This window comes from Pseudomonas sp. Irchel 3H9, assembly GCF_900187495.1.
In the GTDB taxonomy this organism is placed as follows: Bacteria; Pseudomonadota; Gammaproteobacteria; order Pseudomonadales; family Pseudomonadaceae; genus Aquipseudomonas; species Aquipseudomonas sivasensis.
The window spans coordinates 274096-291319 of sequence record NZ_FYDK01000004.1 but is presented as its reverse complement, the minus strand read 5'-3'; the positions used below and the strand labels follow the sequence as shown (position 1 = coordinate 291319).

Here is a 17224-nt window from a genome sequence, read left to right as displayed (position 1 = left end):
ATCCTACTGCAATACGAAGTTAGTGAAGAGCGCCTGCTCGACCACGACTTTGCCGAGCTCCTTCTGGGCCACTTCCTGCACGCTGGCAGTGACCTTCTGGCGCAGCATTTCCTGGCCCACCGGGGTGGCCAAGGTGTCGAAGCTCTGCCCGGAGAACAGCATCACCAGGTTGTTGCGGATCACCGGCATATGCACTTTGAGGGCATCCAGGTCCGCCGCATTCCGTGCCAGCAAGGTGATGCTCACTTGCAGGTAGCGTTGGCGGCCGTTCTGATTGAAGTTGGCAACAAAGGCCGGAAGCATCGGCTCGAAGATTGCCGGTGGCTTGACGTTACTGGCGGTTTCGGCGGCTGGTGCCGGTTTGCTTGCACTGCTATGCATGATGTACCAAGTGCCGCCCACCGAGGCCCCGATGGCCAGGAGCAGGCCCACGACTATCATCAGGATAAGCTTGAGCTTGCCTTTGCCTGCCGGTGCGGGTGCTTTTGCTGCGTCGTCGCTCTTCGCCATGCCAATAATCCGTCACTATTCGGGAATTCATAGATCTACGGATAGGCAAGAGCAAGTGTTATGCCAGAGTTGTCTGGCAGGCAGAGACGAACGAACACCACAAAACAAATGTGGGAGGAGGCTTGCCTCGATGAGGGTGTGTCAGTTCATACATCGGTTGACTGATACACCCTCACCGGAGGGCAAGTCCCCTCCCACAATTTGGATCTGTACGCGGCTCAAGTCAGGCGTAGTAATCGACGGCGCTGGAGCCGATCACTGTAGAGCTCACTGGCACCACGGCTTCAGCCACATCAATATGGTTGCCACTGTCGCCGCTGTCAGCCCCTCGCCCGCTGCGACTCACGCCACTGGTCTGGGCCTGCTGCTGTTGCTGCTCCTGACCACGGGATTGGTCGGACACGTTGACGTCCACCTGCCCCATACCCTGTTGCGCAAACATTTCCCGCAGGCGACCCGACTGGCTTTCCAGCGCTTCACGCACCACCGGGTGGGCGCTCATGAAGTTGACCTGGGCTTGCTGGTCGGCGGTCATGTTGACCTTGATATCCAGACGGCCGAGTTCAGCCGGTTGCAACTGGATCTCCGCCGACTTGAGGTTGGCGCTGGACAGGTACATCACTCGATTGACGATCTCGTCGGTCCAACCGCTCTGGTGCATGGCCAGTGGCGCATTCGTCACCGGCGGCAACGCGTTGGCCGTTTTCGGCGTGGCCGCCTGGGTCAATGCCGCCAAACGATTGGCGAAATCATCGACACGGGTGTCGCTGGTGGCGTTTTTAAGGTCTTTGAGGCCGTCTTCGATCAAGCCGCTGAAGGCCTTGTCACCGCCTTGGTCAGTGCTGTCTTTGGTGGCTTGCTGGTCGACCATTGTGGCCAGGCCAGCGGCAAAGTTCTGCGCGGCGGTTGGCTGGTCCTGGGTAGTCGTCGGTGCGGTTTTGGCCGGCGCCTGACTGCTGGCCGACACATGCCCGCCCTGCTCCATCGCCAGGCGCACGGCCGGCATGGCATCCAGGGGATCAGCCTCAGGATCGAAGGCCGGCTTGACCTCCTCGGTCGCCGCGATGGGCACAGCGACCAACGGCTGGGCCTTGTCGTCCTGGGCGGCAGCGGCGGGTTCCGGGGTTTCCACCGGCACGACCACCGGCAAGACCACAGGCGTGACAGCGGCAATCATGGCCGGGTCGACGACGGGATCAGTCGGGGGCTGCTGCGCGAGTGCTGGATCGGCGGGTGCGTCGTCATCCTTATTGGCGCTGTCGTCGGACGGCTTGGCAGGCAAGGTCTTGCCGCTATCGGCAACCGCCGGTGTACTGGCGGCAGGCTTGTCGGTACCGGCAGCCGGCTTGGCGCTGGCGTCGACAGGCTTGTCGCGTGTGGGTTTGGCCGCGTTGTCGTCGGTTTTGACCGACGGTTTCGAGCCTTGGCTGGCGAACACTTGAGCGAAGCCAGGGCCCTTGTCCCGTGGGTCCGCAGCCGCTACCTGGGGGTTGGCAGCGGGCGCTTGAGGCTTGGCCGCGGGGGCAGCCTGAAGAAGCGAATTGGGGGCGACTGGCATAGGTAAAGGTCTCCACTGCATGGGGGTCGGGGATGCAGTACCTGGAGGTAGAGCAAGAGTTGGGCCAGGTTTGTTGGATTGCGGTTTTTTGGGTGGGCCTATCCGTTATTCGGTAACGGACAGGTCACCCATCAAAGTTGAAACCGTTGCCTTTCGTGCTCATACAACGGCCGCACCAACGCAAACTCCCGATCAATCTGATCCACCAACTCCCCCAAGTCCGAAGCCGGCTCAGAAGACCTGGCCTCAAGCGACTGACACAACTGCGCCAACCGCAGCGCCCCAAGGTTCCCACTGCTCCCCTTGAAACTATGCGCAATCCGTCCCAACGCCTTGGCATCATCCCGCGCCTGGTGCAGGGCCTCGATGCGTTTCTGGGAGTCATCAAGAAAGGTATCAAGCAGCTTGGGATACTCGCCCTCCATAACCTCCTGCAAACCCGACAACACCTGCGGGTCCATATGAATCTCTGCCACTTGCTCGCTCCTTGATCAAGAATCGGCGGATTATGCCAGAGCCCCCCAGCAAAACTCCACGCAGACACTGCGCCCACCGTCAGACCAGCGTACGTCGCTGCTCAACTGGCGCACCAGGCTAAGGCCCCGACCCGACAGACGATCGACGTCCAGCGGCCGTGCCAGCATCTGTTCCACGTCGAAACCCGGCCCGCTGTCTTCCAGGCGCAACGTCATTTTGCCGCCCATGTGGGTGGGCACCACCTGCACATGCACCCGCACGTAACCGCTGTTCAACTTCGCCAGGCGGTCATTGCGCTGGCGGTAATATTCGGCAAACCCCTGGGCATTGCGCTTGAGCCGCGAGTCCAGCCCCAGCACACCATGTTCCAGGGCGTTGGAATACAGCTCAGCCATCACGCTGTAGAGCGCACCGCTCTGCTCGCGCAGGCCGTGGATCTCAAGCAGCAGTTGCAGCAGATAGGGCAAAGGGTTGTAGCGCTTGAGGGTCTCGGCGCGAAACTCAAAGCTCACCGACCAATCCAGCGGGCAGGATTGGCCGCTGTCGGCATACAACGGCCCGGTGGCGCGCAGGGATTGGCCGTGCTGCAGGGTGATTTCCACCATGCTCACGTCGTCACGCGCTTCACCGCGAAACGCCGCCAGGGCCTGTTCGATGTCTTCAAACAGACGATTGGGCTCGCGATTGGCCGCAAAGACCTGCTGTAAACGCTCGGCGCCGAACAGTTGATCGTTGGCATCTGCGGTATCCAACACGCCGTCGGACAGCAGGAACACACGGTCGCCCAACGCCATGGGCCAGACCTCGGTGCGGTCATCAAAGGCTTGCGCCGACAACACCCCCAACGGCAAATGCCGCGACTGCATCGGGGTGCGCTTGCCGCTGGCGATGTCATGCACATAACCGTCGGGCATGCCCCCGTTCCACACCTCCACCACGCGCCGCTCGGTGCTCAGGCACAACAGGGTGGCGCAGCAGAACATGTCTACCGGCAGAATGCGCTTGAGCTTGGCATTCATCTCCCGAAGGATCTGCGCCAGGCCATAGCCCTTGGCGGTCATCCCATAGAACACTTCCGCCAGGGGCATAGCGCCCACCGCCGCCGGCAAGCCATGGCCGGTGAAATCGCCGAGCAGCACGTGCATGTCGCCTGACGGCGTGTAGGCCGCCAGCAGCAGGTCGCCATTGAACAGCGCATAGGGCGATTGCAGGTAGCGGATGTTCGGTGCGGCATTGATGCAGCCGGAGTGGGCGACCTTATCGAACACTGCCTTGGCCACGCGCTGCTCATGCAGCAGGTAGTCGTGGTGCTTGGCAATCATGTCGCGTTGCTGCAACACCGTGGCTTGCAGGCGGCGCAGGCGGTCCATGGCGTTGATCTTGGCCGCCAGGATCAGTTGGTTATAGGGTTTGGGCAGGAAGTCATCACCGCCGGCATCCAGGCACTCGGCCAGGGCAGCGCTTTCGCGCAGGGAGGTGAGGAAAATGATGGGGACCAATTCTTCCCCCGCCAGTTGCTTGATCCACCGCGCAGCGCCGTAGCCATCCATCACTGGCATCAAGGCATCCATCAGCACCAGCTGCGGCCGTTCGCGGGCGAAGACTTCGACGGCTTCCTCGCCGTTGGTAGCGGTGAGCACCTGATGCCCCTGGCGCCGCACAATGGTCGACAGCAACAGAAGATCGGCAGCGTTATCATCGGCGATCAGGATCGTCAGCGGCTCAACCGCGGGGGCCTGGGCGCTCACTTGATGTCGAACAGCTTGTCGAAGTTGGAGATGGCGAGGATCTTGCGCACATCGGAGTTGGTGTTGACCACCTCAACCTGCGCCTCTTCGCCGCCAGCATGGTCCCTCAACAGCAGGAGCATGCCCAAGGCCGAGCTGTCCATGTACGTGGTTTCTTTCAGATCGACCACATACAGCTCAGGCACTTTGTAGTAACGCTCGTAGGCGTCACGAAACGTCTGATGACTGCCGAAATCAAACCGTCCCTTGATAGCGATCGTCAACTTCTTCCCGTCCAGGGATACTTCTGACTCGATTGACATGCGACTGCTTCCTTGTCATGGGCATAGACACAAGGTGTAGCAGGCGAATGAGATCCGGGCAACACCGCAGGTCAAATGCGGAAGAGGGCCTGGTCCCGATAGCCGTAGGTCAGCCAACAAATTCAGTGACCGATCTATCGCTACCGCGGGCAAGCCCCCTCGCACATTCAGAATTGTGATTGGCGGGGAAGACGTTGTGATAGCTCATCGAGCAACTTCTGCTCACGCTTGTCTTCCAGCGCCCGCGCTTCATCGATATAGCGCTGCACCAGCTTGCGCAAACCTTCGACCCGGGCAAACGCCTCTTGCCAACTTTCGCGGGCCTTATCGAGGTTGTTCTGGTGCCAGGCCAGGCTCTGGCGCTGTTGGCCCACGGCGGTTTCCAACTGGTTGAGAAAGCCCTGGTAGCCCATCAGCCACTGACCCGAAACACCCTTGGTGCCGCGCTCGATCCATTGCTGTTGGTACTCGCCGCGAAAGCGTTCCAGGTCACCCAACTTGCTTTCCGCCAAGCGCACTTGGCCCTGGAAATAACCCAGGCGCTGTACGGCGGTTTTTTCGGCCTTTTCGGCCATGTCCACCACGGGGGCCAGGCGCGCGGCGCGGCTGTTGGCCATGGCTTAGCCGCCTGGCGCAGGGGCGAAGATGGAATGCAGATGCGCTTCGCTTTCACCCATGCTGATCTTGTCGTTGAGGCCTTGGCGCAGGTAAGTCACCAACTGCGGTTGCAGGGCGATCGCCAGGTCGGTGTCGCGATCGCCACCGGCCACGTAGGCGCCAACGCTGATCAGGTCGCGGCTCTGTTGATAGCGCGACCACAACTGCTTGAACTGTTGCGCGCGGACCATATGCTCCGGCGTGACCACCGCCGGCATGACCCGGCTGATGGACGCTTCGATATCGATAGCCGGGTAGTGCCCTTCTTCGGCCAAACGGCGCGACAACACAATGTGGCCGTCGAGCACGCCCCGCGCCGAGTCGGCGATAGGGTCCTGCTGGTCATCGCCTTCGGACAACACCGTATAGAACGCAGTGATCGAGCCGCCACCGGCCTCGGCATTGCCGGCGCGCTCCACCAGTTTCGGCAGCTTGGCGAACACCGACGGTGGGTAGCCCTTGGTCGCCGGGGGTTCGCCGATGGCCAGGGCGATTTCCCGCTGGGCCTGGGCAAAACGGGTGAGCGAGTCCATCAGCAAGAGGACGTTCTTGCCCTTGTCGCGAAAATATTCGGCGATGCGCGTGCAGTACATGGCCGCGCGCAAACGCATCAACGGCGCATCATCCGCTGGGGAGGCGACGACGACGGAGCGCTTGAGGCCTTCTTCACCGAGGCTGTGCTCGATGAATTCCTTAACTTCCCTGCCCCGCTCGCCGATCAGCCCCACCACGATGATGTCGGCCTCGGTAAAGCGCGTCATCATGCCGAGCAACACCGACTTACCCACACCGGTACCGGCGAACAGGCCCAGACGCTGGCCGCGGCCGACCGTCAATAAACCGTTGATGCTGCGGATGCCCACATCCAGCGGTACGCTGATGGGGTTGCGGTTGAGCGGGTTGATGGTGGGGCCGTCCATCGGCACCCAGTCTTCGGCTTTCATGCCGCCCTTGCCGTCCAACGCACGACCGGCGCCGTCCAGCACCCGGCCGAGCATGCTCATGCCCATGGGCAGGCGGCCGGTATCGGCCAGCGGCACCACACGGGCGCCAGGGGCGATGCCCGCCAGGCTGCCGACGGGCATCAGGAAGATCTTGTTGCCGGAAAAGCCCATCACTTCCGCTTCGACCTGCACCGGGTGGTAGCTGTCGTCGTTGATCACCATGCAGCGGCTGCCCATGGCGGCGCGCAGGCCCTCGGCTTCGAGGGTCAGGCCGACCATACGCAACAGGCGCCCTTCAAGGATCGGCTGGCCGGGCAATTCAGTGGCCTCGACGTAGCCGCTCAGGCGCTTGACGAAGCTGGTGCGATCAAGGCGCATCGGCGGCGTCCAGGTCGACGCTGAGGTCAGGTTCGGCAGGGTTCAACACCTGCTCGTGGACTTGATCCAGCAGCTTGGCCATGATCTGGCTGATGCGGGTTTCCACCGTCGCATCAATGCGGCTGTGTTCGGTCTCGACCCGGCAACCACCGGGCTGAAGCGCTGCGTCTTCGACGATGCGCCAGGTTTCTTCATGGCGCTCGCGCAGGGCTTTGACCTGTTCGAAATCCTGCGGGTTGATGTACAGCCGCACATTGCCGACACCCAGGGGCAGCAGCTTGAGTGCTTCGCGCATCACGCTTTCGATATGACTGGAGTCGAGCACCAGTTCTCGCTGGATCACCTGGCGTGCAATATGCTCCACCAGGCCGACCATGGATTTTTCAATCTGCGCATCCTGCTCGGCGATAGGGTCGAACAACACACCCATCAAACGTTCCAGGCTGGCCAGCTTGACGCTCAGCGCCGCTTCGGCCTCTTGGCGCACCTTGAGAGTGGTGCTGCGAAAACCGTCTTTTTCACCCGCAGCGAAGCCTTCGTTGTAAGCCTCCTGGCGGATGCTTTCCAACTCTTCCAGGGTCAGTGGCTGGACTTCTTCCAGCGGCACTTCTTCCATTTCCACCGGCGTTTCTTCAACGGGTTCCGGCTCAGGCTCGGGCACATGCGGGTCGAAGCTGGGCAACGACCAGATGTCGAACCCACCGACATCCCGTGCGCGAATCAGATCGCTGGGCGCCTCATCTTTGTTCGACATCAGGGGCGCCTTAGATCATTTCTTCGCCGCCCTTCCCACCGAGAACGATTTCTCCGGCTTCGGCCATACGGCGGGCAATGGTGAGGATTTCTTTCTGCGCGGTTTCCACGTCGCTGACGCGCACCGGGCCTTTGGCTTCCAGGTCGTCGCGCAACAGTTCGGAAGCACGCTTGGACATGTTCTTGAAGATCTTCTCTTTGACGCCTTCGTCCGAGCCTTTGAGGGCAAGCACCAGCACGTCGGAGGACACTTCGCGCAGCAACGCCTGGATGCCACGATCGTCGACATCGGAGAGGTTGTTGAACACGAACATGAGGTCTTCGATCTGGCCGGACAGGGTGTCGTCGATCTCGCGGATCGAGTCCATCAACTGGCCTTCGACCGAGCTGTCGAGGAAGTTCATGATGTCTGCCGCACGCTTGATACCACCCAAGGTGGTCCGCGAGGCATTCGAGTTGCCGGAGAACTGTTTCTCCAGGATGGTGTTCAATTCTTTCAGGGCCGCCGGCTGCACGGTGTTCAGCGACGAGACGCGCAGGATGATGTCCAAGCGCACTTTATGGTCGAAATGGCCGAGCACTTCACCGGCCTGGTCCGGGTCGAGGTACGCCACCACGATGGCCTGGATCTGCGGGTGTTCAAAGCGGATCACGTCGGCGACGGCGCGCGGTTCCATCCACTTGAGGCTGTCCAGACCACTGGTGTTGCCACCCAACAGAATGCGGTCGATCAGGCCGTTGGCCTTGTCTTCGCCCAGGGCCGAGGTGAGCATCTTGCGGATGTAGCTGTCGGAGCCGACGCCCAGGCTGGTCTGGTCGCCGACGATCTCGACGAACTCGCTCATCACCTGCTCGACTTGCTCACGGTGCACATTGCGCATCTGCGCCATGGCCACGCCCACACGCTGGACCTCTTTGGGCCCCATGTGGCGCAGCACTTGGGCGGCATCGGTTTCACCGAGCGACAGCAGCAGAACTGCGGCTTTGTCGACCTTGGTGAGCTTGGCAACAGCGGCTCGATCACTCATCTGCGTTAATCCACTCTTTCACGACCTGGGCCACACGGCCCGGGTCTTCTGCTACCAGACTTTTGATTGCGTTCAACTGAGCGTCGTAACCTTCGCTCGGGCTTGGCAACAGGATGCTTTGCGGGCCGCCGAGGCTGACGCGGTCGTTGGCCAGTTCGCCGTCCAGGCCGCCCATGCCACCCAACTCGACGTCACTGCCGCCAAACGCCGCCAGTTGTTTGTTCTTGCCGTTGCCGGTGATGTTGTTGAGCACCGGGCGCAGCACGCCGAACACCAATACCAGGATGAACAACACACCCAGCACTTGCTTGACGATGTCCCAGAACCACGGCTGGGTGTAGAACGCCGCTTCGGAGATGACTTCACCGCGCTCGGCGGAGAACGGCATGTTGATCACGCTGACGCTGTCACCACGGCTGGCGTCGAAGCCGACGGCGTCCTGCACGAGGCGAGTGAAGCGCGCCAATTCGTCGGCGCTCCACGGCGCACGGGTAACGGCGCCATCCGCCGCATTGACCTTGACCTGGTCATCGACCACCACCGACACCGACAGGCGATTGACGCGACCCTGCTGCTGCTTGGTGTGGCTGATGGAGCGATCGAGTTCGAAGTTCTTGGTGGACTGGTTACGCTTGTCCGCCGGGTACGGGGCGAGCATCGGTTGGCCGGTGGCCGGGTCCATGATCTGCTGGCCGTTGGCGTCCAACAATGGCTGGCCGGGCTGGATCGCGCCAGCGGTGGCAGCAGCGCCACCGGTGGTTTGCGGGGCCGAAGCCGGGGCTGGCGGCTGGTTGCTCAGGGCACCCGGCACACCTTGCGGACCATTGCTGGCGGTGCGTTGTTCGCTGGTGGACTGTTCGCTGCGCAGCGCTGGCTGGTCCGGGTTGAACTGCTCGGAGGTCGACTCGACGGCACTGAAGTCCACGTCGGCGGACACCTCAGCCTTGTAGCGGTCGTTGCCCAACACCGGTTGCAGGATGTTGTGCACACGCTGGGTGAGCATGCTTTCCATACGGCGGCTGTAGTCGAATTGCTTGCCGGCCTGGGTCAGGGCGGAGTTTTCCGCCATGTCGGACAGCAAGTTGCCCTTCTGGTCGACAACGGTGATTTGCGACTTGCTCAATTCGGGAACGCTGGTGGCCACCAGGTTGATGATCGCCAGGACCTGACCAGGCTCCAGCGAACGGCCGGAAAACAGTTCCACCAGTACCGAGGCACTTGGCTTGCGCTCGTCGCGCACAAATACCGAGCTTTTCGGAATGGCCAAGTGCACACGGGCGCCCTTGACGTTGTTCAAGCTGGAGATGGTGCGGGCCAGCTCGCCTTCCAGGCCACGACGGTAGCGCGTGGCTTCCATGAACTGGCTGGTCCCGAGGCCCTGGTCCTTGTCGAGGATTTCAAAACCGATATTGCTGTCGGACGGCGTTACGCCGGCAGCGGCAAGCTTCATGCGCGCACGGGCCACGTCATCGGCCTTAACCAGCAGCGCGCCAGAGTTGGGCTCTACGGTGTAGGCGATGTCGGCGGCGGCGAGGGTTTCCATGATCTGCTTGGAATCCATGCCCGCCAGGCTGCCGTAAAGCGGACGGTAATCGGGTTGTTGCGACCACAACACCACGGCGAAACCAATCGCCACGCTGGCAGCCAGGCCGACCATCAGGCCCACCTGACGCAACATGGTCATTTCCGAGAGGTTTTCCAGGAACGACAGGCCAAACAGCGGCGGCTTGCCGTCTGCCTTGGCGGGTACGTTGTCGGAGACTGCTTCTGCCATGACTTAAATCTCGCCCTTAAACCGGCATCTGCATGATGTCTTGATAGGCCTGAACCAACTTGTTACGCACTTGGGTCAGAGCCTGAAAGGAGACGCTGGCCTTTTGCGAGGCGACCATCACATCGGTGAGGTCCACGCCGCTTTTGCCGATCTCGAACGCGGTGGCCAACTGGCTGGAAGCTTGCTGGGTGTCACTGACTTTGTTGATGGCCTGGCCGAGCATGTCGGCGAAGCTGCTTTGGCCCAATTCCGGCGCTGGCGCGACGGATTTCGGTTGAGCCATGGCATCCATTTGCATGGAGCGCATATCCAACATCAACCGATTGAACTCAATACCCTGGCTCATGAACTTCTCTCTCCAACCCGCAAATTTTTGACACTACGCAGCGATTACTAGGGGAGGTAGCAACAAGGGTGCCAGCTCTGTATCAACTCGTAAGAAAAGGCGACAAACCTTATCGCCGTTGTTACCGGTTATGTGGCGAACAGATACGCCTCGACGTCCATCCCGGCGTCGCGCATCTGCGCCAGCTTGTAGCGCAGGGTGCGCGGGCTGATGCCCAGACGCTCGGCGGCCTCTTTGCGACGGCCGCGCTCGGCGCGCAGGGTGTCGATGATCATCTGGAATTCGCGGCGACGCAGGTCGTCACCCAGGGCACCGGCAGACTCAGCCTCTGCAACCACCGGCGTGGGCGCCAAGGTAGGCAATGGGGCCGCACCACTGCCCATGGCCAGGCAGAAATCCTGGGGCTGGATCAAGCCACCCTGTTGCAGAATCAGCGCGCGCTGGATGGCGTTATCCAACTCGCGCACGTTGCCCGGCCAGGGATAGCTGATGAGACACGCTTGCGCCTCGGCCGAGAGCCGCGCCTGGGCGTGCTTCATTTTTTTGACGTGGTTGTTCAGCAAGCGCTCGGCCAGCGGAATGATGTCCGCCGGACGCTCACGCAGCGGGCGCCAGGCCAGGGGGAATACTGATAGCCGGTAGAACAGGTCTTCGCGGAAGCGCCCCGCCGCCACTTCGCCAGCGAGGTCGCGGTTGGTGGTGGCGACCACACGGATATCCAACTGGATCGGTTTACGCGCACCGACGCGCTCCACTTCGCGCTCTTGCAGCACCCGCAGCAGCTTGGCTTGCAGACCCAGAGGCATTTCCGAGATTTCATCCAGCAGAATGGTGCCGCCATCGGCCTGTTCGAACTTGCCGGCCTGGGCAGCGATGGCGCCAGTGAACGAGCCTTTTTCATGACCGAACAAGGTGGCTTCAAGCATGTTGTCGGGGATCGCCGCGCAATTGATGGCGATGAACGGTTGTTTGGCGCGAGTGGATTGCTGGTGGATGTAACGCGCCAGCACCTCTTTACCGGTACCGGACTCGCCGGAGATCAGCACCGTGGAGTCACTGCGCGCCACACGGGCCGCCAGCTCAAGCAATTGCGCACTGGCCGGCTCGAAGGCAATCGGGCCTTCGCCTTCGCTGGCAGGGATCACGCCCAAGGCGTGCCGCGCCACCAGTTCGATCAGCGCCTTGGGTTCGAACGGCTTGACCAGGTAATCCGCCGCGCCTTGGCGCATGGCGTCCACCGCACGCTCCACCGCGCCGTGAGCGGTCATCAGCAACACCGGCAGTTGCGGCTGGCGCGCGCGCAGCAAGGCCAGTAACTGGTGGCCGTCCATGCCGGGCATGTTCACGTCACTGACCACCAGGCTGAAGGTTTCCTGCTCCACCGCGTCCAAGGCGTCCTCGGCAGAACCGACCGCCCGGTAGTCATGACCCGCCAACAGCAGCGTGTCCGCCAATGCTTCACGCAGGGCGCGATCGTCTTCCACCAACAGAACCTTGATAGCCATTACTTTTTACTCCGCGCTTGCCGCGCATGAAAACAGCGGCAAGCTCATCAATGCACACGTGCCACGCCCCAGTCGGGAATGCAACTGCAATTCTCCCTGATGGGCACGCGCCACAGCCTTGACCACGGTCAGGCCGAGGCCGGTTCCATTGGTCTTGGTGGTGAAAAAGGGTTCGCCAAGGCGCTTAAGCACCACAGGATCAATGCCGGCACCGCTGTCGCTGATGCACAGGCGCAGGGTTTGCTCGCGGTTGTACAGGTGCACCTTGAGCCGTGCGCCCGGGCCGCTGGCCTGGATAGCGTTTTCGATCAGGTTGAGCAACGCGCCCACCAGGGTGTCGCGATTGCACAGCAACTCGCCAAGGTGGCTGTCGCACTGCCAACGCACCTGAGTGTCTTGAATATGGGTGGCCGCCGCCGCTTGCAGGGCCTGCATCAATTGGGCAGGTGTCACGCGGTCAGTCAGCGGCAATTCGCCGCGGGCAAACACCAACATGTCGCGCACCTGATGCTCCAGTTCGTGCAGGCGCTCTTTGAGACGGCCAGCAAAACGCTGCTGCGTGGCAGCGGGCAATTGTTCATCAGTCAAATGACTGGCGTAAATCAAGGCCGCCGACAACGGCGTACGGATTTGATGCGCCAAAGAAGCGACCATTCGGCCCAACGAGGACAAACGCTCGTGGCGCGCCAATTGGTCTTGCAGGTGACGGGTTTCGGTCAGGTCGTTGAGCAGCACCAATTGCCCTGGCTCAGCGTCCAGGGAACGGGTAGCGATGGACAGGCGGCGCCCGTCTTTAAGGGAGATTTCGTGACCATCATCCTCGCGCGGCGCAAAGCAGCGGGTAATGACGTGGCGCCACAGCTCGCCTTCCAGCGGCAGGCCGAGCATGTCGCAGGCTGCCGGATTGGCTTCGCGCACGCGGCCCTCTTCGTCAATGACGATAACGCCACCGGGCAGCAGCGACAGCAGGTTCTGCAGACGGTTGGCCAAGCGCTCTTTCTCGGCCAGCTCTTGCATGCGCTGGGCGCTAACCACCGCCAGTTCGCCTTTCAGCTCGCAGACCCGGGCCTCCAGCAGGCTGTAGGAATCAGTCAGTTGGCTCGACATCTGGTTGAACTGCGAGAACGCTTGTTCAAGACCCTGGCGGGTCTGCGGTTCTACAGGCGCAATCAGTCCCTGGATGGCAGGGGCCGAAGATAGTTGGGCGGCGTGGGGCATCATGCTCTCTCGCTTGGCTGACCGTCAGTTAAACGGAACGTTGCGAGGGCTGTAGCAATACTTGTGCCGAAAAAAAACCGCTGATTAATCAGCGGCTTGAAAAACAGGCGTCAATCATCTGCCTGTTCATCACCTTCTCGGCGGCTCATACCGTACTTGCGCATCTTCTCCACCAGGGTGGTTCGACGGATACGCAGGCGCTCGGCGGCCCGGGCGACGATGCCGTTGGCGTCGTCCAGGGCCTGTTGGATCAAGCCTTGCTCCAGGTTGCCGAGGTAGTCTTTGAGGTCGAGACCTTCCGGCGGCAGCATGGCGGTAGAACCGAAGTCCGGGGTATGGCCGTTGATGGCGACCCGCTCTTCCATGTCACTGCGCAGACTGTCGACCATCTGCTCGTCTTCGTCGTCGACGTAACGGAATTTCTTCGGCAGCTCGACCACACCGATCACACCGTAGGGGTGCATGATCGCCATGCGCTCCACCAGGTTGGCCAGCTCACGGACGTTGCCCGGCCAGCCATGGCGGCACAGGGACATGATCGCAGCGGAGTTGAAGCGAATCGAGCCGCGCTTTTCGTGTTCCATGCGCGAGATCAGTTCATTCATCAGCAGCGGGATGTCTTCCACGCGCTCACGCAGCGGGGCCATCTCGATTGGGAAAACGTTTAGGCGGTAGTACAAGTCTTCACGGAAGCTGCCCACCTCGATCATGCTTTCGAGGTTCTTGTGGGTAGCGGCGATGATGCGTACGTCGACGCTCTGGGTCTTGTTGCTGCCCACGCGCTCGAAGGTGCGCTCCTGCAATACGCGCAACAGCTTGACCTGCATCGGCAGCGGCATGTCGCCGATTTCGTCAAGGAACAGGGTGCCGCCGTTGGCCAGCTCGAAACGCCCGGCACGGCTGGTGATCGCCCCGGTAAAGGCGCCCTTCTCATGGCCGAACAGTTCGCTTTCGAGCAGCTCTGCAGGGATCGCCCCGCAGTTGACCGGCACAAATGGCCCGTCGCGGCGCTTGGAATGGTAGTGCAGGTTACGCGCGACCACTTCTTTGCCAGTGCCCGACTCGCCGAGGATCAGCACACTGGCGTCGGTATCGGCCACTTGCTGCATCATCTGGCGCACGTGCTGGATGGCGCGGCTGGTGCCGACAAGGCTGCGGAATAGATTAGGTTCGCGGTGGCGACCGCGCTCGCGGGCCTGGTCGTACATCTCGCGATAGACCTGGGCACGGTGCAGGGAATCAAGCAATTTGCTGTAGCTGGGAGGCATTTCCAGGCTGGAAAGCACGCGGCGGCGCTGGTCTTCCGGCAGCTCGACAGAAGAAATATCACCAATCAGCAGGACCGGAAGGAACTCATCCCACGTAGACAGTGTCTTTAACAAGCCCAAAACAGCGCCTGGAGCATTTACTGTCCCGATCAGCACGCAAATGACATCACGGCTCGATGACAATGAGCTGGCCGCCTGCTGCCAGTCATGGCTACCGCAGGGCAGATTTTCTTCGCCAAGAAAATTCAAAATCACCGCCAAGTCGCGGCGGCGGACGCTATCGTCATCGATTAGCAGAATTTTGGTTTCACGCCACATGCAATAGCAACTTCCCTAGTAAAACTTCCTGCCCCGAGATTGAGGGCAATCGAGGCGCCTGTAAGACTTCTTACCTTATAGACGTCTGAAATCTGAAAACAGCACTAGTTAAGTCAAAAATGCTGGCACGGTCAAATTTATGACGCGCCGGTAGGATTAACTTCGACTGTTCAGCCGAACAGATGGTAAACCTTTGACGCATTTTTCGCTTGGTTGATCTGCGACATCTCTTCGAAAATCGCCTGGCGTTCGCCGGTCGTCACCTCAAGCAATTGCTGGTATACCGCCAACAGACTCTCAAGCTTTTCACGCAACGCATCCTCATCCACCGGTGCTTCGCTGAGCACCTGCTCGATCACGTCGCGACAGCCCATATCCAGCTCGCCAATGGCGTCCCAGTTACGGTCTGCCAGCGCGCCCATCAGCGCCTCACGGGTTTCATCAATGCGTTGCAGTGCTTGGCTCATGACGTGTTCCTCAAGGCACCCAGGCCTTATTCTGCTGCAGCCTGTGGCGCGCCAATCGCATCCCAGCCTTCTTTAACGGTAATCATCAAACGAGCAACTTCGTCGATCATGTCAGCGTCGTTATGCAGGTTGGCTTCCATCAGACGGTTGGTCATGTACGCATACAGACTTTCCAACTGCTGAACGTAAGCCGGGTTATCACTCTTTTCAGCGTTCAGGCCGTCACGCAGGCCGATCACGATATCGATGGCCTTGCCGAGCATCAGCCCCTTCTGGGCGATGTCGCCACGCGCCAGCGCGCCCTTGGCCTGGGCCATGCGGTCGAGCCCGCCTTCCATCAGCATCTGCACCAGGCGATGAGGGCTGGCTTCGGAGATCTGAGCATGGGAATTGACCTTCTGGTATTGGCGAAGGGCTCTCATGGGATTCATGTTTCTACCTCGTGACGGGCGACAGCGAAAAGGATTCTAGTAACCAATATGTCGACGGGTTCGCAAAAAGCTTTAGGGCCAGTTGTCCCGCGATAAAAAAAGGCCAGGCAGATTGCCTGGCCTTTTTCATGCGCAGGCATCAGCTATTGGTCTTGACGTTGTTCAAGGCGTTGAGCGTGGTCATGACGCTGGTGCTTTGCTGGCGCAATTGGGCGACCAGGGTGTCCATGGCGTTGTATTTGGCCGACAGGCTGTTGGTGAGCAGGGTCATGCGCTCGTCGAGCGTGGCCTGGTCTTTGGTCAGGTCCTTCAGCGTGTCCGACAAGGACGTCGAACGCGTCGCCAAGATACCGGTGCTCGCCTTGGCAAAGTCATCCGTGGCGCTTTTCATCCGCGCCAGCATGCCGTCTTTACCGCTGAACATACTGTTGATGTCGGCGCCGTTGGTTTTAACCGCCGCGTCCCACTTTTTGTCATCAATCGCCAGCAGACCAGTGGTCGAACTGGTGGTCACGCCGAACTGAGCCAGGGACTTGAAGGCCCCGTTGCCCGACAGCGCGTTGAACTCATTGCGGATCGTGCTCTGCAACGAACGCATGGTCGAGTCACCCGTCAACGCTGCCGCAGTGGTGCTGCCGTCCAGGTTCGTGGTGACCTTGGTTTCGGCGTTCATCGCTGTGATCAGGGCGTTGTAGGTGTCAATGAACCCCTTGACCCCGGACTTGAGCGCGGTGTTGTTGGTGCTGACGGTGATGAGCGTGGCGTTCTTGTCACCCGTAGTGCCCGTTTTGTAAGTCGACGTAGCTACCAGCTTGATATCCACGCCACTAAGAGCACCAGTGATGGTGTTGGACTTGGACACAGACGAAACACCATCGATGCTGTATTGCGCATCCTTGGGATAATCAACGACCGTGGCGCCCACATCCAGCCCCGAGGTGCCAGACAGCGTGAGGTCCGAGCCCGTCCCCATATTGGTAGAGGTCAGGATCAATCGAGAACCGTTGGAATCGGTCTGGATGTTGGCACTCAGCCCCGACGTGCCAAACTGCGTATTGATCGAGTCACGTACCTGCTGCAGGGTCGCGCCCGCTGGAACGCTGAGGTCGTAAGCCTTGCCGGACTGACTGATGGTCAACGTGGTCGGCTTATCCGTCGCGTTGACAACCGTCGAAGTGCCACCGCTGAAGTTCTTGCTCGACAGCTTGGACGCCTGGGCCAACTGGTCGACGATCAACCGGAAGCTGCCGTTCGAGGCCGTATTGCTGGCCGTCATGGTCGCGGTCTTTTCATCCGACGACGAACCGCTCAAACCGGTGAAGCTGCTGTCCTTGGACATGGTGTCCAGGGCGCTACGAAACGCATCCAGCGCTGCCTGAACCTTGCCGATCGAAGACAGCGTGGTGGTCGCTTTCGCGGACGCGGTATTGATCTGCGTTTGCTTGGGCACCTTTTCGGCGTTAACCAAGGATGTCACGATCGCTTGCGTATCGATGTTCGAACCGATACCACTTACCGTTGAACCCGCCATCATCTATCTCC

The 17224-nt window shown here is 60.7% G+C and carries 17 protein-coding genes; all 17 read right to left on the bottom strand.

What is annotated here, in order from left to right; all coding sequences use genetic code 11:
* Positions 1-3: 3 nt before the first annotated feature.
* Positions 4-510 (bottom strand): flagellar basal body-associated protein FliL, encoded by a 507-nt coding sequence (gene fliL, locus CKW32_RS16565; protein ID WP_032887891.1) that lies wholly within the window; start codon positions 508-510, stop codon positions 4-6.
* Between the two features lie 223 nt (positions 511-733).
* A complete protein-coding gene (locus CKW32_RS16560) occupies positions 734-2068 on the bottom strand; it encodes a flagellar hook-length control protein FliK (protein ID WP_095185432.1) in 1335 nt (444 codons plus the stop codon).
* Positions 2069-2199: 131 nt separating this feature from the next.
* Positions 2200-2544: an Hpt domain-containing protein gene (locus CKW32_RS16555; RefSeq protein ID WP_032887887.1), complete on the bottom strand. Its 345-nt coding sequence runs from the start codon at positions 2542-2544 to the stop codon at positions 2200-2202.
* 30 nt (positions 2545-2574) lie between these two features.
* Complete coding sequence (locus CKW32_RS16550; RefSeq protein ID WP_095185431.1) at positions 2575-4293, bottom strand: fused response regulator/phosphatase; 1719 nt, start codon at positions 4291-4293, stop codon at positions 2575-2577.
* A complete protein-coding gene (locus tag CKW32_RS16545) occupies positions 4290-4595 on the bottom strand; it encodes an STAS domain-containing protein (protein ID WP_095185430.1) in 306 nt (101 codons plus the stop codon). Before CKW32_RS16545 ends, CKW32_RS16550 begins: the two co-directional genes overlap by 4 nt.
* A 167-nt stretch (positions 4596-4762) precedes the next feature.
* Entirely contained in the window at positions 4763-5212 is a 450-nt protein-coding gene (fliJ, locus tag CKW32_RS16540) for a flagellar export protein FliJ (protein ID WP_032887882.1), read from the bottom strand.
* A gap of 3 nt (positions 5213-5215) precedes the next feature.
* Positions 5216-6574, bottom strand: a complete 1359-nt coding sequence (fliI, locus tag CKW32_RS16535; RefSeq protein WP_032887880.1) for a flagellar protein export ATPase FliI — start codon at positions 6572-6574, stop codon at positions 5216-5218.
* Positions 6564-7328: a flagellar assembly protein FliH gene (gene fliH, locus CKW32_RS16530; protein WP_032887879.1), complete on the bottom strand. Its 765-nt coding sequence runs from the start codon at positions 7326-7328 to the stop codon at positions 6564-6566. Before fliH ends, fliI begins: the two co-directional genes overlap by 11 nt.
* A 10-nt stretch (positions 7329-7338) precedes the next feature.
* Positions 7339-8355 carry a flagellar motor switch protein FliG gene (fliG, locus tag CKW32_RS16525; protein WP_032887877.1) on the bottom strand — a complete coding sequence of 339 codons (1017 nt, stop codon included), beginning with the start codon at positions 8353-8355 and terminating at the stop codon, positions 7339-7341.
* Entirely contained in the window at positions 8348-10129 is a 1782-nt protein-coding gene (gene fliF / locus CKW32_RS16520) for a flagellar basal-body MS-ring/collar protein FliF (RefSeq protein WP_095185429.1), read from the bottom strand. Before fliF ends, fliG begins: the two co-directional genes overlap by 8 nt.
* 16 nt (positions 10130-10145) lie before the next feature.
* Positions 10146-10475 carry a flagellar hook-basal body complex protein FliE gene (gene fliE, locus CKW32_RS16515; RefSeq protein ID WP_017134937.1) on the bottom strand — a complete coding sequence of 110 codons (330 nt, stop codon included), beginning with the start codon at positions 10473-10475 and terminating at the stop codon, positions 10146-10148.
* A gap of 128 nt (positions 10476-10603) precedes the next feature.
* On the bottom strand, positions 10604-11980 hold the full coding sequence (locus tag CKW32_RS16510) for a sigma-54 dependent transcriptional regulator (RefSeq protein ID WP_095185428.1): 1377 nt from the start codon (positions 11978-11980) through the stop codon (positions 10604-10606).
* A gap of 6 nt (positions 11981-11986) precedes the next feature.
* Positions 11987-13198 carry a PAS domain-containing sensor histidine kinase gene (locus CKW32_RS16505; protein ID WP_032888090.1) on the bottom strand — a complete coding sequence of 404 codons (1212 nt, stop codon included), beginning with the start codon at positions 13196-13198 and terminating at the stop codon, positions 11987-11989.
* Positions 13199-13308: 110 nt separating this feature from the next.
* Positions 13309-14784 (bottom strand): sigma-54 dependent transcriptional regulator, encoded by a 1476-nt coding sequence (locus tag CKW32_RS16500; protein WP_032887872.1) that lies wholly within the window; start codon positions 14782-14784, stop codon positions 13309-13311.
* Positions 14785-14954: 170 nt separating this feature from the next.
* Positions 14955-15251 carry a flagellar protein FliT gene (gene fliT / locus CKW32_RS16495; protein WP_028617332.1) on the bottom strand — a complete coding sequence of 99 codons (297 nt, stop codon included), beginning with the start codon at positions 15249-15251 and terminating at the stop codon, positions 14955-14957.
* Between the two features lie 26 nt (positions 15252-15277).
* On the bottom strand, positions 15278-15682 hold the full coding sequence (gene fliS / locus CKW32_RS16490; RefSeq protein WP_032887870.1) for a flagellar export chaperone FliS: 405 nt from the start codon (positions 15680-15682) through the stop codon (positions 15278-15280).
* Positions 15683-15821: 139 nt separating this feature from the next.
* Positions 15822-17213 carry a flagellar filament capping protein FliD gene (gene fliD, locus CKW32_RS16485; protein WP_095185427.1) on the bottom strand — a complete coding sequence of 464 codons (1392 nt, stop codon included), beginning with the start codon at positions 17211-17213 and terminating at the stop codon, positions 15822-15824.
* Positions 17214-17224: the final 11 nt, after the last annotated feature.